Source organism: Aquidulcibacter sp. (assembly GCF_020253525.1).
Lineage (GTDB): Bacteria > Pseudomonadota > Alphaproteobacteria > Caulobacterales > Aquidulcibacteraceae > Aquidulcibacter.
Genome location: NZ_JADCBK010000141.1, coordinates 1 through 19,652 on the forward strand (window position 1 = coordinate 1; position 19,652 = coordinate 19,652).

Below are 19,652 nucleotides of genomic sequence, written 5' to 3' on the forward strand. Positions count from 1 at the left end.
CGACGATCCAAGCATTTTGAGCGGTACCCTCGGTAACCATGCCGGAGCCATCGATAAACCAAGCATCTTGAAAGCCTGCCTCTAAGGCAGCTTGTTTCGCCAAAACATTGGGCAGGAGATTGACGGTTTTGATATCTACCCGGCCCCAGCGATTGTCTGGACGCGTTTGCACCTGGATGCCTTTGGCCGCGCGCGCATCGGCTTGGGCCATATTCATGGGTCGCGCCGTTAGAATGATGCTCGGCTTAGAATGGGCAGGAAATGGATGGTCGCGGCGGGCAACACCACGTGAAATCTGGAGATAAACCAAGCCATCTTTCAGTTTGTTGCGCACCATCAACTCGCGCACAATGATCATCAAGCTTTGGTCGGCCATGGGCGCTTTGATTTGCAAGGCGGCTAAAGACCGCGCCAGCCGGGCTAAATGGCCTTCGCTATCGAACAAAATGCCGTTACGGACCGCCCAGACTTCATAGACGGCATCACCAAATTGCAAGCCGCGATCTTCGACATGGACTGAGGCTTCCCCATGGCGCACAAATTGGCCATCGACATAAGCAATTCTTGGCACGACTAACCCTCCAAGTCGAAGCCGCGCGTGCCTTCAACACCGAGACTTTTGAGTTTGCGGTGCAAAGCTGACCGCTCCATGCCGATGAATGACGCGGTTCGTGAAATATTGCCACCAAAGCGCGTGATCTGGGCTGCCAGATATTCGCGCTCGAACAATTCGCGGGCTTCTCGCAAGGGTAAGGACACCAATTGGTGCAAGCCGGTGCGATCCGCCAATTCGCCAACTCCTACCCCGTCGAGGGCTAAGGCAGCCGCATCAATGGGCTCACTGGGATCGCCAGAGGCAAGGATCAGCATCCGCTCGACCAAATTGCGAAGCTCGCGCACATTTCCGGGCCAACTGGCTGCTTGCATTGCAGCCAAGGCTTCTGGGCCGAAGTGGCGTTGGGCCACACCATTGGCCTCAGCAACCCGCTTGGAGAAATGCTCCACCAAGCGCGGCACATCATCGCGGCGTTCGGCCAAGGCAGGCGAACGGATCGGAACCACATTAAGTCGGTGGAACAAATCCTCCCGGAAGCGCCCTGAACTGATCGCTTCGCGCAGATCGCGGGCGGTTGAAGAAATGACCCGCACATTGACCGACACATCGCTGCTGCCGCCTAAGCGTCGGAAGCGCTGTTCTACCAAAACCCGCAAAATCTTGGATTGGGTCTCCATCGGCATTTCGGCGACTTCGTCCAAAAGCAAAGTCCCATTATGGGCGTGCTCAAACACGCCAATCTTGGTCGGGCGGCCCTCGCTAGTTTCTTCGCCAAACAGCTCTGATTCCATGCGCTCGGGCGCGATGGCGGCCGCCGAAATCACCACAAAGGGGCCGTCTGCGCGTTGCGAGCCTGCATGCAGGGCCCGCGCGATGACTTCCTTGCCTGAGCCAGAGGGACCTGTAATCAGTACCCGGCTATTCATCGGGGCAATTTTCTCAATGGCCGCGCGCAGCTGCAGCATGACCGTGCTTTCGCCAATCAGCTCATCGCCCGCCACAGCTCGTGCCCGAAGCGCCATATTCTCCCGCCGCAGACGTGCGCTTTCCAAGGCCCGACTGATGATCAGGATTAAGCGATCCGACTTGAAGGGCTTTTCGATGAAATCAAATGCACCCCGCTTTAGCGCGCTGACGGCGGTTTCAATCGTGCCATGGCCCGAGATAAGCACGATGGGGATCGTCGGGTCGATGCCTTGCACGACGGAGAGGATCTCCAGACCATCGAGGCGGCTGCCCTGCAACCAAACATCTAGAACAACAAGATCTGGACGACGCGTACGGAAAGCGTCCAAAGCCCCGTCTGAATCGGCGGCATAGCGGACCACATAGCCTTCGTCTTCTAAAATGCCGCCAACCAAATCGCGAATATCGGCTTCATCATCAACGATGAGAATTTCAGCTGCCATGGGGAGACTCCGAGCTTACGTGCTCTTGTGAGGGGGTGTCGGGAGCGGTGGATGCCGTATCAGCCGCACAGATGGGCAGGTTCATCAAAACCCGCGCCCCTGTCTGGCCATCTTTGCGGTCGGCAAGTTCAAGCTTGCCGCCATGTTCTTCCATCACACGCGCAACAATGGCGAGGCCCAGCCCCGTGCCTTTGGCGCGTGTTGTCATATAGGGTTCAAGCAAGCGGCGGCGATCATGGACGGGAAAGCCGATGCCATTATCAATCACTTCGACCCAGGCCATTTTATCGTTTAGATGCAGGCTCACCTCAATCTGGCCAGCCAGCTCGGAATCATCGCGCGCGCGCCGGGTCGCAATCCCCTCACCTGCATTTTTTAGAATATTGGCAAAGGCTTGGATCAAGAGGCGCGTATCCATCGACACCAAAACAGGCTCTGGCGGCAGGGTGCTGATGACTTCAATATCAGGGCTCGCGATGCGCTGGGCAAAGACGGCTTGGCGAAGCGCCTCGCTCAAATCATCGACGGCAAATTTGGGCGATGGCATGCGCGCATAGCTTGAGAATTCGTCCACCATGCGCCCGATATCGGTCACTTGGCGCACAATCGTATCGGTCATACGGATGAAGACGTCGCGATCATTGGTGATGACATCGCCATATTTGCGCTTGAGTCGCTCGGCCGACAATTGGATGGGCGTCAGTGGGTTCTTAATCTCATGGGCAATCCGGCGGGCCACATCTTTCCATGCTGCTTGACGTTGCGCCGCCAGAAGGCCCGACACATCGTCAAAGGTCACCACCAAATCGTCACCTGCATAGGCGGCACGCACGTCAAACAAGAGGGTCTCCGCACCCACCAAGCGCTCTGCTTGTCCCTGGGCGGGATGAAGCGGTCGGGCGCTTGAAACAATGGCCATGAATTCGGGTGCAATGATCGAAAAGTCCCGGCCTTCAAGGCGGTTGTCTTGCGTTTGGAGCAAGCGGCCAGCAGAACCATTGGCGGCGCGCACGCAATTGGTATTGTCGAGACTGACCACACCAGCCGAGACACCTTCCAAAACGGCCCCGATGAAGGCAGAGCGGGTTTCAGCATATTCAGCGGCCTCTTCCAGCGCCCGGCGCTGGAATTGCAATTCGCCCGTCATTTTGTTGAACGTGGTCGCCAAAGCAGAGATTTCATCGCCGCCGCCAACTTGGGCAACCCGCGCACTCATGTCCCCTGCGCGCACCCGCTCTGCCGCATCGGCCAAAAGACCGATTGGCCCGCTAATCCGCCCCGCCGAGACAAGCCCCAGCCAAACAGACCCGATCAAAACCAATAAGACGATTTCAAGATAAGCAAGCGCAAACAAGAGCCTTAGCAAGCCTTGGCGCTCTTCAATCACTTGATAGGCATAGACCGCATTTTTCGCCTTTTCAAACAAAGCCAATTGGCCGGGCTCTGGCAGCCGTACAACCGCCAGATAGGAATTTGAAAAGGCGTCGAGCCGATAAAGCGCCCGCACCACAGCCGATGGGTCGATATTGATCGAGACATCACCCGCTTGCGCGGTCGCAAAATCGCCCGCATCCGGCATAATGAATTCCGGCACGCCCTGTGGTCGCTGGGCCTGCGCGAGCTTTGTTCCTTGGGCATTTAGAACATAAGCGGCCACAAAGCCGCGTCGATCCGCCTGCAGGGCGAGATAATCGCGATAGGCTTGCGGATTGGCCTTCAGTTGAATGGCAGACGCATTGAGGTCGACTGCCATGGCAGCAATATCAATTTTGGTGGCCTCAGCGGTCTTGTCGACCGACTGATTGCCCAAGATGCGGGTCGCTTGTACCGCCTCGCGAACCTGCTCGGAAAACCATGCTTGCACGCCTTGGCCGATAGTGAGGGCCGAAAAAAGGGCAATCAGAATGACAGGGATCACCCCATTGGCGGCAAACAACAGCACAAAGCGTAGGTGCAGGCGGGCACCGGTTTGTGCCTTTTCCCCTGCCTTGCGTAAAGCCAAAACCAGACTGCCGACACGGATCGACAAATAAGCGATCAATAGACCACTAATGACCAGAAGCGCCAAAATCCAAGCACTGGCTGGCCCCACAATGTCGCCACCGGAAACCGCAAACAACAGACCGATAAAGGTCAGGATAATGGCGGCGACATAGGCGCCCATATCGGTGACGGAAATATGAGCAGCATCGGATAAAACCGGGCCACGGGCACTGATCGGACTGGGATGCGAGACCGGCTGTTGTGAGCTCATGTGCCCTGAAAAGCACAATTGTGTCTAAAACGCAACAGTCCTGTCTGTGTTAGGCTTTCCCGCGCCCGACATCAATATCCAACAAGGCCAAGCGCTTGCGCAATGTGTTGCGATTAAGCCCCAAGATATCGGCAGCCTTAATTTGATTGCCCCGTGTTTCCCTCAAGGTCAGTTCAAATAAAGGCCGCTCTACGGCGGCAATCACGCTCTCATGCAAATCGGTCATGGATTTACCCGACGCCGAAGCTTGGGCAATGAGCTTAGAAATTGCGGTCCGCGCCACGGTCTCAAGATCATCGTCTTGGCCGACATGGCCGGTCACGATGGGCTGGCTGCGCTCTCTGAACAACTCCCGCCGGATGGTATCCGCGCCGATTACCGGGTCAGGGCTCAATGCCGCGATGCGTCGCATCACATTTTCTAACTCACGCACATTGCCGGGCCACGACCAGGTTTCAAGTTCATCGGCACCTGATTTATCCAGCGCCTTTTCCCCCAAGCCGTCCTTGGTCGCGCGTGCCAGAAACGCCCGAGCGAGGTCAGGAACATCGCTCATCCGCTCTCGCAAGGGGGGCACACTGATCGTAATCACATTCAGGCGATAATAGAGGTCTTCTCGGAAGGTCCCGTTCATCACCAGACCTTTGAGTTCGCGGTCACTCGCCGCAACTAGTCGCACATCTCCCAGGGCCGACTTTGGGCCACTGGTATCGGCTAAAATACGCGCTAAGCGGGCTTGGGTTGGCAGAGGTGCATCGGCCAGACCATCAAGGAAGAGGGTTCCGCCGGCCGCTTGGGCAAACAAGCCTACGCCATTGTGGCCTTCAATGGCTTGGTCAAGACTGCGCGGATCAAGAGCCGCCAAGCTCAAGGTCACAAAGGGGCCAGACTTGCGCCTGCCATATTCATGCAACACGCGCGCGACGAGTTTTTTCCCAACCCCAGACTCGCCCTCGATCAGAACCGTCAGGTCAAAACCTGCCGCACGCGACAAGGTTCGATAAACTTCCTGCATGGGCAGGGAGCGGCCAATTAGGGGCAGGCGCTCTTCTTTTTCGGCCTTTCGCTGTTGATTGGAGGCATTAAAGTCTTTTTTGCCTTCCAGCGCACGCCGCACCAAGCCCACCATCACATCAAGATCAAACGGCTTGGGCAGATATTCATAAGCGCCATGTTCGGCAGCCGATACCGCCGTCAACAAGGTATTCTGGGCACTCATCACAATGATGGGCAGTTTTGGGCGCTCCATCCGCATGCGGGGCAAATAGTCGAACAAATTGCCATCCGGCATCATCACATCGGTTAGGACGAGGTCCCCCTCACCTTCCTTGATCCATTTCCACAAGGTTGCGGCATTGCCCGTCGCGCGCACCTGATAGCCTTCGCGGGCTAAAGCCTGGGACAAGACCAATCGGATTGACGCATCATCGTCGGCAATCAACACATTACGCCCAGCAACACTCATTCTTCTGTCCTACTTGTTTTTGCTGGTTTGCAGACCAGATCTTTGGGTGGAGAGCGGCAAACGAACCCGAAACACGGTCCGCCCAGGTTCAGACTCAAAGTCGACCACGCCGCCATGCGCGTTCACAATCTTTTGGACCAAGGGCAGGCCAAGGCCCCCGCTGGCGGGTTTGGTTGAAACAAAGGGTTCAAACAAACAGTCTTTGACGTCTTCGGCAACGCCCCGGCCATTATCATAAAAGGCAATTTCTAACGGCAGATCGCGCGCTTCCCCTGAAGGGGTGCGCATGCGAACGCCGTGTCGATAGGCGGTCGCCAGAATAATCTCTGCCCCCTCGGGCCGCGACTGCGCAGCCTCGGCTGCATTTTTGGCGAGGTTCAAGAACACTTGGATCAATTGATCCTCATCCCCCAACGCATCGGGCAAAGAAGGGTCAAAGCGGCGTTTCACGCTGATTTCGCGGGCGAAGCCATTTTCAGCAAGGGTTGCAACCCGCTCTAGCGAGGCATGCACATTGACTGGCGCAAATTCGATGGGGGGATCGGCACCAAAGCTTTCCATCCGATCAATCAAGCGCCTAACCCGATCGGTCTCTTCTACAATGAGATTGACGAGTTCTAGCTCAGAAGGATCGGCATCGCGCAACAAGAGTTGGGCCGCACCACGAATGCCGGCTAAGGGGTTTTTCACCTCATGCGCCAAAGTCCGGCCTAAGGCGGCCATGGAGCGGGCCCCAGCCATATCCTGCATGCGCTCGGACAAATCACGCCCGCGTCCCTTTGGGCGCACCACTAAGGCGATAAAGCCACCATCCTCGCTCGGAGAGGCTGTGATGTCACAGGAAAAATCCCCAAAGCTTGGGCCACGCAAAGTCATGTCGCGGCCGCTGACGGGGGAGCCGGAAACCCGTGCCCGCTCAATCAAGTCATGGATCGGACTATCTTCGCTAAACAGGCCCAAAATGCCATTGGCCTTGATGCTGCGTACCGATTTTAAAAAGATATCTTGGGCGGCACCATTGGCCAAAATGATCTGCCCACCCCCCTCGACACCCAAGGCAGGCAGCGGCAGCGCTTCCAAGAAGGCAGCGGCAATCTGGCCTTCTCGGTCGGTTGGCAGACCGGGGACGAAATCAACCGAGAGCGAGGAGTTTTTCAGGCGGTCCAAAACAGGCATTTCCAATTGGTTAGAGCATGATGCTTACATAAATGGCAGACTACGTCAAAACAGCAGGTCATATTAAGTTCATTGCAAATTTATTCATCATCTTCCGCCTAATTTTTGTTCGATTTCGTGAAATTACCACCTCTCATCCGCTCCGTGGTCAAAATGGACAGGATCGCCAACTTCGCCCCACAGCAGGCAAAGCCGCTGGAGTGTCAGACTCAAACTGGCTAAGGTTGCGCCATGGACCCTCTCCAATCTTCATCCCCTATGGCCGTTGCAATTCTTGTTGCGGGCGGAACCGGAACGCGGGCGAAACAGGCCGCTGCGAAGGCTGGTTCTAGCGGGCAAATCGACCTGCCCAAGCAATTTCAGTCTTTGGGTGGAAAGCCGATCCTGCGGTGGAGCTTAGAAGCTTTCAGCCGCGACCCGCGATTTGGTGCGATTGTGGTTGTCTGTGCGCCCGAGATGCGCGAGCGCGTTTTGGCGTGCGCGGGGTCGATCCCGGTCCGGCTAGCCGATGCAGGGCAGACGCGGACGCAATCGGTCGCCAGCGGCTTGCAAGCTGCAGCAGCCATCGGCGGATCCTTTTGCTTCATTCATGATGCCGCCCGGCCGGGTCTGAGCCAGACTGTGCTCGACCACTTGTTTCTCGCGCTTGAGGCAGGCGCAGACGGTGCCGCGCCCGGCCTTCCAATAGCAGACGCCCTCTGGCTCGCCCCCGATGGCCAAGTGCAACAGACCCAAGCCCGCGATGGGTTGGTCCGCATCCAAACCCCGCAAGCCTTTAGGGCCAACCTGATCCAAGCCGCTTATGCCGCCCTGCCCGCAGATCAGGTGCCGCTTGATGATGTGGCCGTGGCCAAAGCCTTTGGGGCAAATGTGCAAGTGGTGGCTGGTAGCCCGCTCCTCGAGAAAATTACGTGGCCAGAGGATTTTGACCGTATGACGCGCCTACTCGCCCCACAGCTCCTGCCCCGCATCGGTTCTGGCTTTGATGCGCACAAGTTTGCCGAAGGGACTTTTGTGACCTTGTGTGGCGTGGAAGTACCTCATTCCCATGGGCTGGCAGGTCATTCCGATGCCGATGTGGCGTGGCATTGTTTGGCCGATGCAATCTATGGCGCTCTATCGGCTGGCGATATTGGCAGGCACTTCCCCCCAACAGACCCGCAATGGCGGGGTGCAGCCTCAAGCATCTTTTTGGCCCATGCCGGCGAGATGGTGCGGGCAGCCGGCGGCAGCATCAATCATATCGACCTCACCATCATTTGTGAGCGGCCCAAGATCGGGCCGCATCGCGAAGCGATGGTTCGAAAGACCGCTGAGCTCTTAGGCCTGCGAGAGAGCCAAGTTTCTGTCAAAGCCACCACGACCGAAGGCATGGGCTTTACCGGACGTGCCGAAGGCATTGCCGCCCAAGCCACTGCTACCATCCTACTGCCCGCCGATTTTGGCACTGCTCTAACTTAGGATCGCATTCATGTCGATTTTCCCCCAAGACCTCGTCATGGCAGCCCGGCTGCTGATCGGGGACGCTGAAGCGCGCGGCATTAAAATCACCACGGCAGAAAGCTGTACCGGCGGCCTGGTCGCCGCCCTTTTGACCGAGATTGCAGGCTCTTCGGCCGTGTTTGAGCGTGGCTTTGTGGTCTATTCCAACCGCGCCAAGGAAGAGATGCTGCATGTGCCGGGCGACCTTCTGGCAGATTTTGGCGCGGTCTCTGAACCTGTCGCGCGGGCCTTGGCTGAAGGCGCGCTGCACGAGAGCCGGGCAAACCTTAGCGTGGCGATCACGGGCATTGCAGGCCCTGGCGGCGGCACGGGGATGAAACCTGTCGGCCTCGTCCATTTCGCCAGCGCGCGGGAAAACCGCTCTATCCGCCATGAAGAGCATTTGTTTGGCGATATTGGCCGCGAAAAAGTGCGCCTTGAAGCTGTCCGCGTCGCGCTGCGCATGTTGCAGGATGGGCTGGAGGCCTAAAGCGGCGTTGTCCTGCCTGCTTCTGGGCTGAGGATACACACCTCACTCATCCGGCATGATGGCCCGCAAGATATCGGTGTGGTCATCGGTCCAGGGCTTTGGCTCTTTGCGGGGCATCATCAATTGCCACATAGGCAGCGCATAGCCCTGCAAGCGCTCGGGGGTTTTGGCGATGACGACGACGCGGACGCTGGTGTCGGCATTGGGATTATCGGCCGCCCCATCGCGATTACCTTCCATCGCCGCATAGCCCAGCTTGTGGGCGGCGTCGGCGACAATCGTGCCGAGGTCAAGATAACGGTTGGAGATATGGACGATCATAATCCCATCGGGGGCCATCTTTTTCATGAAAGAGCCAATGGCTTCTTGCGTGATCATATGGGTTGGGATGGCGTCAGAAGAAAATGCGTCAACCAACAGAATATCAAACCAATTATCGGGTTGGTTTTGCATCTGCAGGCGTGCATCGCCCAAGATAATCTCTGCATCGGGTGCACAGCGGTTTAAAAAGCCAACCAGATTGGGGTCCGTGGCAGCACGCACCACATCTTGGTCGATTTCAAACACTTTCCACTTCTGGCCGGGCTTGGCGTAACACGTGGTAGAGCCCATGCCGAGACCAATCACGCCTGCGTGCAAATCCGTCGGCTTGGCGTTGGTGGCTTCTTCGAACAAGGTTCCAATCGGTGTCTCGCGGTAATAATAGGACATAGGCTCGCGGTTACGATTGGGGTCCAAGCTCATGACACCATGCAGGGTCGTGCCGTGCGAGAGATAGCGCCATCCGGTGGGCGCTTCACCACTATCTTCGATTTCAAGCACGCCAAAGAAGCTGCGTTCGCGGAATTGCACCCCATCGCCATCTTCCGTCAGCACGGGCAGTAACAAAGCGATGCCGCCAATTGCCGCGACAATGGGGGCCGAGCGCGCCGCCATCAGGGCGGCTAGAGCAAGAATGGAACATAGGATCGCACCGGCAAACTCCGGCCGGTCAATCAACAAAAGGTCGCGCCAGAAGGGTGAGAAAGTTCCCTCGGCTTCCCCTTTGATCGGGAAGTTTTCATCCAACCACAAGAAGGCGTCAAAGGAATTTTGATAAAGCGCAGCCACGCCAAGCGCGATAGCAACCGCAGGCAAAGCCCATTTCAAATCGGCCCGGTGCCAAGGTGCCACGGCCAGAGCGGCCACGAGAGCCAAATGATACTCGATGGTGGTGTTCAAAAGGATGGGCGCCAACAGTGCGGTTGCTGCTCCACCCAAAACCCCGCCAAGCGACATCCAGAGGTAAAACTCCGTCAGCCGCGCGGGCTCTGGCCGTCGTACGGCAAGCTCTAAATGGCAACAGAGCACCACAATGAAAAAGGCTGCCAGATGGATCAACAGGCCGTTGAGCCCGCCATCCGTATTGGAGGCCATTGCAGCTGCGAGCAGAAATACCACCATGAATTTGAGCGGCCCCGCCCCTTCTGCAATCTTGTCGCCGAGAGCTGAAAACGCGATCACGAAGGTCAATAGGAACAAGGCAAGTGGCGGTATCCACAAAAGCGGCACAGAGGCCACATCCGTGGTTAGATGGGTCGTCACGGCAACTAAAAGCGCCGATGGCGGGGCGGCAAAGGCAACCCAAGTCAGGCGCTCAAGCCAGGTCGTCTTGCGCAAAGCCGTTTCCTTTGGCGCTTGGCTGTCAGCGGGCACCGCATAGAGGGAAACAATCAGGGCGATCATCAGGATGAGATAGCCAATCGCCCAAATGACCGACTGAAGCTTTGCCCCGATCATCGGCTCAATCAGGAAGGGGAAAGCGGCGAGTGCGGCAAAGCTACCAAGGTTAGAGGCGGCATAAAGTCGATACGGGTCAACCGCATCGCCTAAGCGGGCGCGCCAGGCTTGGATCAAGGGCGCGGTTGCCGAAATCGCAATGATCGGCCCGCCAAGCGATAACAAGAGCGCCCCTAAAGTCCAGCCTATCGGGCTTTCCACATCGGGGGGGCCGACTAAGCCTGAAATCTGGATTGGCAAGAATAAGAGCCCAACGACCAGAACGCTGGCGTGGACAATCAATTGCTGTCGTGGCCGTAAATGGGTGGCGATCAAATGGGCATAAAGATAGCCGATCAACAGCGCGCCTTGATAAAAGACCAGCGCTGTATTCCAAACCGCCGGCGTGCCCCCCATCATCGGGGTCAGCATTTTTGCAAACAGGGGCTGGAGCGTGAACAAAAGCGCTGCCGACAGGAAGGTGGTCGCAGGATAGAGCCACCCAACCGACTTCATCAGTGGCGAGGGCGCGACAGGCGCTGGCGTTGGCGCTGGATCTTGGTCATTTAAAACCGCATCGGTCACGCAGCACCCTCCTTCTAAAAGCCTCGCCTAACCGATTAGGGCGTAGCGCCTTTTGGCCTCTTCTGTGAAGGCCATAATCAGCTTGGAAACAGCTTTATCCATATTGGCGCGAAGAAGTTCAGCCAAAAACGGCTCAGAAAACTCAAAATCTAAGCTTAAATCAACCAAAGTGCCGGACTCGCTTTCCCGAAACCCCCAGACACATTTCAGTGAGCGAAACGGGCCTTGGATCAATCGGGTCGTCACCGTGCGCGCCTTTTCATCCACATCGACATGGGTCGAAAATTGCGCCCGAAACGCCTTATAGCCAACAACGGCTTCGCCAACGAAATAGCGTCCTTGCGGCGTTTGTTTGAGTTGGGAGATACGAGACGCCTTTACCCAAGGCAAAAAGCGCGAATAGGCGGGAACATCGCTCACCAGCGACAGAAGATCATCTGGCGCAAAGGGCAAGAGTTCGATGGTCTCAAACCGGCTCACGATCCGATCTGATCCTGACGCGCCTCACGGGCCGCTTTCAGACGCGCAAAATCTTCCCCTGCATGATGGCTGGAGCGGGTGAGCGGGGAAGCTGATACAATCAAGAACCCCTTGGACAAGGCAATCGTCTCATAGGCCTCAAACTCCTGGGGTGTGACAAAGCGGTCCACCGGGGCATGTTTGCGGGTTGGTTGCAGATATTGGCCAATGGTGAGGAAATCGACGCCGGCAGAGCGCATGTCATCCATCACCTGCATCACTTCTTCTTTGGTCTCGCCTAAGCCTACCATCAAGCCAGACTTGGTGAACTGGTTGGGGTCGCGCTCTTTCACCCGTTCCAACAGACGCAGCGAGGCGTAATAGCGCGCACCAGGGCGGATAGAGAGATAGAGCCGGGGCACAGTTTCCAGATTGTGGTTGAAGACATCGGGCTTGGCATCAATCACGGCTTCAGCCGCCCCTGCTTTACGCAAAAAGTCTGGCGTCAGGATCTCAATCGTCGTCTTCGGAGTTGCAGCCCGGATTGCTTGGATCGTCTCAACAAAGTGGGAAGCCCCACCATCGTCGAGATCATCGCGGTCAACGGAGGTGATCACCACATGTTCAAGGCCCATGGTGGCAACGGCCTTGGCGACATTGGCGGGCTCGTCGCGGTCAAGCGCGTTAGGCTTGCCAGTTTTGACATTGCAGAAGGAACAAGCCCGCGTACAGGTGTCGCCCATAATCATCATGGTCGCGTGCTTCTTACTCCAGCACTCGCCAATATTGGGGCAACCTGCCTCTTCACACACGGTGACAAGGCGGTTTTCTTTCACAATCGCGCGGGTCTGTTCATAGACGTCCCCACCTGGTGCCCGCACGCGGATCCATTCAGGCTTGCGCATCACGACGCTATCGGGCCGTTTCTGCTTTTCAGGGTGGCGCGCGGCGCGCTTGGCTTGGGTGTCGATGAGCGTAACCATAGGCCTTAAATGAGACCTTTCGCGGCAAAAGGAAAGGTCCAAGTCCATTCCATTGCGCAGAGCTGATATGGGTTCTTACGGCAAAGCCATTCGCTTGGCTGGCGTGCCCGTCTGAAAGCGCGCCGAAACAGTTTTCCCTGCCCGACGCACATTGACCTGATTGACTTGTGCCTCGGTAAAATCCTGTAGCAAATTGGAATCGATCGTCAGGTCCCGACCGCGGTAACGCCCCGCTTCGAAATAGACATAAAGCAAATCGCCCGACAATTCCGCACCAATGAATTGAAGGGAAAGGGCCTTGCCCTGACGGTCGCCCAAGAAAAACTGCCGCTCACAATAGGCCTTAATCGCCACTTGCCCTTCAGGCGTCTCGAAATAGCCAGCCCCCACAGGGCCGAGATCCAGCGCATGTTCGAGGTCATGCGCATAGAGCCTGTGGGTGACCTCCAACACCCCACTAGTGGGATTGACCTCAACTACACTTAAGGCCGCCTCAATCCGATGGGCGAAGACGGGGCTGCTGAGCAGGGCAATGGCCAACAGCCCCCATCCGATTGCGGTAAAGCGCTTCATCCTAGCGATTGGGGCGCGCGCCTGTCGCGGCCCCTGCCCCGGTGCTTGTGCTCGCCTTTGGCGCAACAGCCGGCTTGGTTTGCAGAGAGTCTTGGCTTACGGCCAAATCATTGTCCTGCATCAGATTGCGCGGACCTTGGGCTGCCTTGAACACTTCCAAACGGGTCGGTTCGATCCGGCTTGGGAAGTAATTGTTCGACCGATCCACATCAGCAGTTTCTTGGCGTGGGTCGAGTTCGACTTGGACAACATCTTTCGGCGTCATATAGGTCCAGTTTACTTTGCGCGCATCATAGCGCCAGATTTCCGCTGGAATAGCGACGGTATCGCTGGTGCCATCCTTGAATGTGAACTTCAAAATCACGGGCGACACCACGCCACCCTTGTTTTCAAGGCTCACGATATAGAAGCGGTCCTTCACATCCAAAACGGCGCGCTCTTCGGGGCTTAAAGCCGCACGGGCAGTTGCCGCGCGTGCCCTTTGGCCTTTGGTGGGGGCAAGCGGATCGGTGCGATCATAATAATCCAAAACCGATGGGTCATTATCGGCAAAGGTCTTCATGCCCTTATTGTTGAGCTGGCCCAATTCAATCGGCTTGGCGTCGCGCTCTGCAATGCGACGGGCGGATTCAATATCAGGGTTTTGCGTGTCGATTGTGCCTTCGCGGACGTTTGTCAGGCTGATGTCGACATGGTCGGTTGAATAGAACCACGCACGCCAGAACCAATCGAGATCAACGCCAGAGCTTTCTTCCATCGAGCGGAAAAAGTCATACGGCGTTGGCCGCTTAAAGCGCCAGCGGGTCGCATATTCTTTAAAGGCGCGGTCAAAACGTGCCCGGCCAATAACGGTTTCGCGCAAGACAACCAAAGCCGTTGCCGGCTTGCCATACGCATTATCGCCCAGGCGCTGGACCGAATCTGACTGGGTCATGATGGGCACTTGGTTGCTGGAGCGCATATATTCGGTGATGTCGCGTGGATCGCCCCGGCGCGAGGGATAGGCTTCTGACCATTCTTGTTCGGCCACATATTGCAAGAAGGTGTTGAGGCCTTCATCCATCCAGGTCCATTGCCGTTCGTCAGAATTGACGATCATGGGGAACCAAATATGGCCAACTTCATGGATGATGACGCTGATCAGGCCATATTTGGACCGGTCTGAATAGGTCAGATTACCAGCGCTATCCTTCTCTGGGCGGGGGCCGTTGAAGGTGATCATGGGATATTCCATGCCGCCAACAGGGCCATTGACCGATTGGGCCACGGGATAGGGATAGGCAAAGGTCATGCGGCCATAGACATTGATCGTGTGGGCAATGCTTTTGGTCGAATAGGCCGACCACAAAGGATCGCCTTCCTTCGGGAAGAAGCTCATAGCCATCACGTCGCTGGCCCCGGGCTGTTTCACAGCCATCGCATCCCAGATGAATTTGCGCGAACCTGCCCAAGCAAAGTCGCGCACATTTTGTGCCTTAAAGCGCCACGTCTTGGTCGTTGTAGCCTTCGCCTTTTCGGCCGCTGCAGCCTCTTGTGGCGTCACAATATAGACGGGGTCACGATAGCTGGTGCGGGCCTTTGCCAAGCGCTCTTGCTGCGCGGGTGAGAGAATCTCAGTTGGATTGACCAACTCACCGGTCGAGGAAATGGCAAAATCACTCGGCACCGTGATGGCAACTTCATAATCGCCAAATTCTAAGGTGAATTCGCCCCGACCCAAGAAGCTCTTATTGTGCCAACCTTCATAGTCAGAATAGACCGCCGCGCGGGGGAACCATTGGGCCGCAAGGAAGATACAATTGCCATCCTGATCAGCTTTGGTGAAACACTCATAGCCATTCCGGCCGCCGATCAGACGCGAGTCGCGCATCGGCAAAGTCCATTCCACTTTGAATGCAACACTTTGGCCAGGCTTTAGGGGCTCTACCAAATCAACCCGCAACAGGGTGTCGACCACGTCAAAGACAAGGCCATTGCCCGCAGGATTGGTGACTTTGGTGATGGTGAACCCACCCTCGCTGTCGCGGATGGCTTGAGCCCGGCGAACCTGATTGAAGCTGATCCGACCTGTTTCATCGGTGGTTTGGGTTAGTTCAGCAATTGAGTTCTTCTTGACGTCATTTTGGTCCAGCATCAGCCAGAGATAGGTCAAAGTATCGGGCGAATTATTGGTATAGGTGATGTCGGCCGATCCGCTGAGGGTTTTGGTGGCCTCATTCAGGCTGACATTGATCTTATAATCGACCTTTTGCTGCCAATATTTGTGGCCAGGAGCCCCCGAGGCGGCACGATACGCATTTGGGGTTGGCGCATCTTCCGGGTCGAGTTGGCGGAACTTATCTTGGAAGTCGCCCTTCGTCTGTTGGACCGCTTGCGCTGAAAGGGGCTGAGTGGCCACAACCGCACAAGAAATAGCGATCAAAAAGGCCCAGAAGATACGAATACTTTTCATAGATCACTTCTGACATGGGAGCAGGCCGAATCTCAAGTAGGGGACTGAGGTTTGCCGATCGGCTCCGCCTTGTTCACCCTGTGAACACGGCAATTTGAGCGCAAAAGCGCGCTCTATTGCTGAAACAAATTGCAATCTCGTGTGATGTCGTTAGCTTCGCGCCGAGACCGGTCGTCAAAAATAGGGCGAGCAAACGCCTCAAGCCGGTAAACTTGGAAACGCATTCTAGGACCCCAGCATGCCTGTTCGCCCATATGATGTTGCCCGTACGCGGCGCACTGTTTTTGATGCCTTGCTTGAAGCCCGCGGTCGTTTTGGCGGCAAGAAGGAAATCTTGGAAGATGCTGACCGCGCGCCTTTGACCTATGATCGGCTGGTTTTGGGGTCGTTCGTTTTGGGTCGCAAATTGGCTGCTTTGACCGAGCCCAAAGAAAATGTCGGCGTTTTGATTGCAAATTCGGTCGGTGGCATGGTCGCCCTGTTTGGCCTGATGGCTTTCGGCCGTACCCCCGCCATGTTGAACTTTACCGCAGGCATCAAAAATATTCGTGCAGCCTGCAGCGCCGCCCAAGTCCGCACGATTTTGACGGCAAAGCGCTTTGTCGACCAAGCCAATCTGACCGGCCTCGTTCAAGAGCTCCAAAAAGACTATAAGATCGTCTATTTGGAAGATGTGCGCGAAAGCCTAAGTGGCTTGGATAAGGCCCGTGGCCTGCTCGATGCGACGGCTCCTTTCATTGCCCGCGTCAAAACAGATCCTGATTCAACGGCTGTTATGCTGTTTACCTCGGGCACTGAAGGTATTCCAAAGGGCGTCGCGCTCAGTCACGCCAATCTGGTCGCCAATGTCGAACAAGTTGCCGGCCATGTGGATTTGAACCCAGAAGACATCGTCTTTAACCCCCTGCCTATCTTCCATTGCTTTGGCCTGACGGGCGGAACTTTCTTGCCGCTGTTGCAAGGCATGAAGTGCGTCTTATTCCCCTCGCCCTTGCAGGCGAAGAATATTGTCAAAATGGTACGCGAAACCCAGGCGACGATCCTGTTCGGCACCGACACTTTTGTGAACCAATATGCGCGCCAAGCCGATGAGGGGGACCTCAATAGCTTGCGCTTTATTGTTTGCGGTGCAGAGCGGGTGAAGGAAGAAACCCGGCAAACCATGTTGTCGCGCTTTAATGTGCCCATCGTGGAAGGCTATGGCGCAACCGAAGCCTCACCCATTATCGCCGTCAATACGCCAGACCATAATAACCGTCCGGGTACATGTGGTCGCTTGGTTCCAGGCATTGAATGGAAGCTTGAAAGCATCCCTGGCATTGATGGTGGCGGCAGGCTCTATGTGCGTGGCCCCAATCTGATGCGCGGCTATGTTCGCGTCGATGCGCCAGGCGAAATCCAGCCCCTGCCCGGCGGCTGGCATGATACAGGCGATGTGGTTGCCATCGATAAAGATGGCTTCTTGACCATTAAGGGTCGGGTGAAGCGCTTTGCGAAAATTGGCGGCGAAATGGTGTCGCTAACAGCGGTTGAAAATTACGCAACCAGTTGTTGGCCAGACAATTTGCATGTCGCTGTCGCGGTCAATGACCCGAAAAAGGGTGAGCAGATCGTGCTTCTGACTGATTGCGATTTTGCTGAGCGCTCTGACCTTCTGGCTTGGTACAAGGCCAATGGGGCAGCCGAACTGGCTCTTCCTAAGAAGATCATCAAGATCGCAGAAGTGCCCCTCTTGGGGACTGGTAAGATTGACTATGTCAACGCCCAGCGCATTGCTCAGGAAAAGCCAGAGACGGTCACGGCCTAGCTTGGCCAAGCTTAGGGCTTAGTCTAGGTGGGCCACGCCCCGCCTAGCGGCTGTCGACTTCGGAAATCTCAATGCCAAAGCCGCCGAGACCCGCAAATTTATGGGTCGAGCGGGTCAGCAATTTGATCGAATGGACGCCCAAGTCGCGCAGGATTTGGGCACCAACGCCGACTTCACGCCAGGTTTGTAAGCGCCGGGTTTCCGACTCCGTCTCTTGATGCTGTTGGAACGGCACCCCGACGGTCCCGTCGCGCAAATAGACCAAGACGCCGCGGCCTTCGGTGCGGAAGGTCTCCATCGCCGCTTTGATGGCTGGGGCACCCCCAAACACATCTTTGACGACATCGGCACGGTGCAGCCGGGTCGGCACATTCTCACCCGCCCCAATCTTGCCAACGACAAAGGCCAAGTGATGGACAGGGTCAAACGGGGTTGCATAGGCATAGCCCTGCACAGGCCCATTCTCGGTTTCTACGGTAAAGCTCGAAACCCGCTCCACCAGCTTCTCGCGCGACTGGCGATAGGCAATCATTTCGGCGATTGAGACATGTTTGAGGTTATGTTGCGCGGCAAAAGCGGCCACTTGTGGCCCACGCATCACGGTACCATCGTCATTCATCATCTCACAAATGACGCCAACTTCGGGCAAGCCTGCCATGCGGCACAAATCGACGGTAGCCTCTGTATGGCCTGTGCGCACCAAAACACCGCCATCGCGGGCAACAAGGGGAAACACATGGCCCGGACGAACAAAGTCTGCCGCGCCAATGTTTGGGTTAGCCAGCGCCCGACAGGTATTAGTCCGATCTTCTGCTGAAATCCCCGTTGTAGTGCCGTGGCGCACATCGACCGAGACCGTAAAGGCGGTCGATAAGGGCGCATCATTATTGGCAACCATCGGGTCAAGCCGAAGTTTCCGCGCAATGTCGCGGGTTAGCGGCGCACACACAATGCCGGAAGTATGGCGCACGATAAAGGCCATCTTTTCAGGCGTGCACAGGCTCGCCGCCATAATGAGGTCACCCTCATTCTCGCGGTCGTCATCGTCGGTGACGACAATGATTTCACCTGCAGCAAAAGCCTCGATGGCCGCTTCAACGCGTGCATGGGGTGTCCGGCTACTGGGTGGGGTTCCAATATCGACCCCGGCCCGCATCAAAATCTCGCTAGCGCTCGTCTTGAGAACCAAAGCCAAAGGTGCAGCATGGGCAGCCTTGAATTCGAGTGCCCCAGACAAGAGGCGGCTTGCCGCCGAGCGGTCGCGCCCAATAGCCGCACCAATATCTTCTTGGGTTGCCCCAACTTCCTTCATGCGATTGCGAAACCAGACGACGTCCATCAGCTCACCTCCAGCATTGCGCAAAAATCGCACAAATTTGTCTTCGGGTAGCTATAACGTGCGAAATTCACACACGTCTAGTCAAGTTAGCAGTTTGGTCCCAATCCGCGCCGATGGCCTTGACCGCGGGTTGGACAGACTAATTACGACTTGCCTGTGAAGGTTTGAATGAATTGCCAAGCCGCCTGGGACTGTTGGCGGGTTTCACTGGGCCAACCCAAATAGGCCATGCTCAAAAATGCCATGCCCAATCCAACGACAACCATAAAGCTGGCAAATCCCGTCGGCGATTGGGCTTCCAACTCATATTTGCGCCGCATGACTGGATCATAGTCTATCCTATGCGCATCTCTCTTGCGCTCAGACATGTAATGGAGCGCAATAATCAGTCCAGCAGGACAAGTAATGGCTGCCAGGTTCAACGTGGAAACCATCTCTTTCAACGTATAGAGCAAGTCGTAAAACATGGTCACCTCCTCGAGGATGAACCATTTTACGATCAACCCACAAATTTAGGGTTATCAATCACACTAAACAAAGCCTGTACAAGGTAGTTCGTATTAGTGTGGTACAAAAAAGTGTCCGTAATTGGTTAGAGCGACACCAATCAAGACAACCAGCCCCACAGGCGCAAGCCAAGAGGCACCACGTTTGGCCTCCGCATGACGGCCAATTCGGTAGTTTTCGGGTTCTTTTGAACCCATCATCGACGCGAGCGTCAAAATAATGGCAAAGAAAATAGGAATGCCGATTAAGAAACTGACAGGTACGCCAGCTTGCGCAGCGATCCATTCAAAATCTATGAAACCGTTCATAAGGTTTAACCTCCTTCCTAAACCTCATAGTAATGGCAAAAAAGCGCGA

General features: G+C 56.1%; 16 protein-coding genes. 3 read left to right on the forward strand and 13 right to left on the reverse strand.

Annotated features, from left to right (window positions below; translation table 11 throughout):
- The 5 genes from IOB61_RS14740 to IOB61_RS14760 form a co-directional block, all read right to left on the reverse strand.
- Positions 1-571, reverse strand: a 571-nt coding sequence (locus IOB61_RS14740) for an aminotransferase class IV (RefSeq protein ID WP_290818347.1), incomplete at its 3' end; no start/stop codon positions are given.
- Between the two features lie 2 nt (positions 572-573).
- Entirely contained in the window at positions 574-1,965 is a 1,392-nt protein-coding gene (locus tag IOB61_RS14745; protein WP_290818350.1) for a sigma-54 dependent transcriptional regulator, read from the reverse strand.
- A complete protein-coding gene (locus IOB61_RS14750; RefSeq protein WP_290818352.1) occupies positions 1,955-4,219 on the reverse strand; it encodes a PAS domain-containing sensor histidine kinase in 2,265 nt (754 codons plus the stop codon). The genes IOB61_RS14745 and IOB61_RS14750 overlap by 11 nt, the downstream gene beginning before the upstream one ends.
- A 49-nt stretch (positions 4,220-4,268) precedes the next feature.
- On the reverse strand, positions 4,269-5,684 hold the full coding sequence (locus IOB61_RS14755; RefSeq protein ID WP_085339960.1) for a sigma 54-interacting transcriptional regulator: 1,416 nt from the start codon (positions 5,682-5,684) through the stop codon (positions 4,269-4,271).
- A 9-nt stretch (positions 5,685-5,693) separates the two neighbouring features.
- Entirely contained in the window at positions 5,694-6,851 is a 1,158-nt protein-coding gene (locus IOB61_RS14760; protein ID WP_290818355.1) for an ATP-binding protein, read from the reverse strand.
- A 240-nt stretch (positions 6,852-7,091) separates the two neighbouring features.
- On the opposite strand from IOB61_RS14760, the gene ispF reads away from it, so the two are divergent.
- Both ispF and IOB61_RS14770 read left to right on the forward strand, forming a co-directional pair.
- Positions 7,092-8,321: a 2-C-methyl-D-erythritol 2,4-cyclodiphosphate synthase gene (gene ispF / locus IOB61_RS14765; protein WP_290818358.1), complete on the forward strand. Its 1,230-nt coding sequence runs from the start codon at positions 7,092-7,094 to the stop codon at positions 8,319-8,321.
- A gap of 16 nt (positions 8,322-8,337) precedes the next feature.
- A complete protein-coding gene (locus IOB61_RS14770; protein ID WP_290802730.1) occupies positions 8,338-8,832 on the forward strand; it encodes a CinA family protein in 495 nt (164 codons plus the stop codon).
- Positions 8,833-8,874: 42 nt separating this feature from the next.
- On the opposite strand, the gene IOB61_RS14775 is transcribed toward IOB61_RS14770, so the two are convergent.
- The 5 genes from IOB61_RS14775 to IOB61_RS14795 form a co-directional block, all read right to left on the reverse strand.
- On the reverse strand, positions 8,875-11,175 hold the full coding sequence (locus IOB61_RS14775) for a fused MFS/spermidine synthase (RefSeq protein WP_290818361.1): 2,301 nt from the start codon (positions 11,173-11,175) through the stop codon (positions 8,875-8,877).
- A gap of 27 nt (positions 11,176-11,202) precedes the next feature.
- On the reverse strand, positions 11,203-11,655 hold the full coding sequence (locus tag IOB61_RS14780) for a type II toxin-antitoxin system RatA family toxin (protein ID WP_290818364.1): 453 nt from the start codon (positions 11,653-11,655) through the stop codon (positions 11,203-11,205).
- The gene (gene lipA / locus IOB61_RS14785; RefSeq protein ID WP_290818367.1) at positions 11,652-12,617 is read right to left on the reverse strand and encodes a lipoyl synthase; all 966 of its coding nucleotides are present in this window, start codon (positions 12,615-12,617) and stop codon (positions 11,652-11,654) included. Before lipA ends, IOB61_RS14780 begins: the two co-directional genes overlap by 4 nt.
- Before the next feature lie 75 nt (positions 12,618-12,692).
- Positions 12,693-13,190 carry a DUF6702 family protein gene (locus tag IOB61_RS14790; RefSeq protein WP_290818370.1) on the reverse strand — a complete coding sequence of 166 codons (498 nt, stop codon included), beginning with the start codon at positions 13,188-13,190 and terminating at the stop codon, positions 12,693-12,695.
- A gap of 1 nt (position 13,191) precedes the next feature.
- Positions 13,192-15,642, reverse strand: a complete 2,451-nt coding sequence (locus IOB61_RS14795) for a M1 family metallopeptidase (protein WP_290818373.1) — start codon at positions 15,640-15,642, stop codon at positions 13,192-13,194.
- 238 nt (positions 15,643-15,880) lie between these two features.
- Between IOB61_RS14795 and IOB61_RS14800 the strand changes: the two genes are divergently transcribed.
- Entirely contained in the window at positions 15,881-17,449 is a 1,569-nt protein-coding gene (locus tag IOB61_RS14800; protein WP_290818376.1) for an AMP-binding protein, read from the forward strand.
- Between the two features lie 43 nt (positions 17,450-17,492).
- On the opposite strand, the gene ribB is transcribed toward IOB61_RS14800, so the two are convergent.
- From ribB to IOB61_RS14815, 3 genes are all read right to left on the reverse strand, one after another.
- Positions 17,493-18,788, reverse strand: coding sequence for a 3,4-dihydroxy-2-butanone-4-phosphate synthase (ribB, locus tag IOB61_RS14805; protein ID WP_290818379.1), 1,296 nt, complete (start codon positions 18,786-18,788; stop codon positions 17,493-17,495).
- Between the two features lie 143 nt (positions 18,789-18,931).
- A complete protein-coding gene (locus tag IOB61_RS14810) occupies positions 18,932-19,255 on the reverse strand; it encodes a hypothetical protein (protein ID WP_290818382.1) in 324 nt (107 codons plus the stop codon).
- A 93-nt stretch (positions 19,256-19,348) separates the two neighbouring features.
- The gene (locus IOB61_RS14815) at positions 19,349-19,603 is read right to left on the reverse strand and encodes a hypothetical protein (RefSeq protein ID WP_290818385.1); all 255 of its coding nucleotides are present in this window, start codon (positions 19,601-19,603) and stop codon (positions 19,349-19,351) included.
- Between the last annotated feature and the right edge of the window lie 49 nt (positions 19,604-19,652).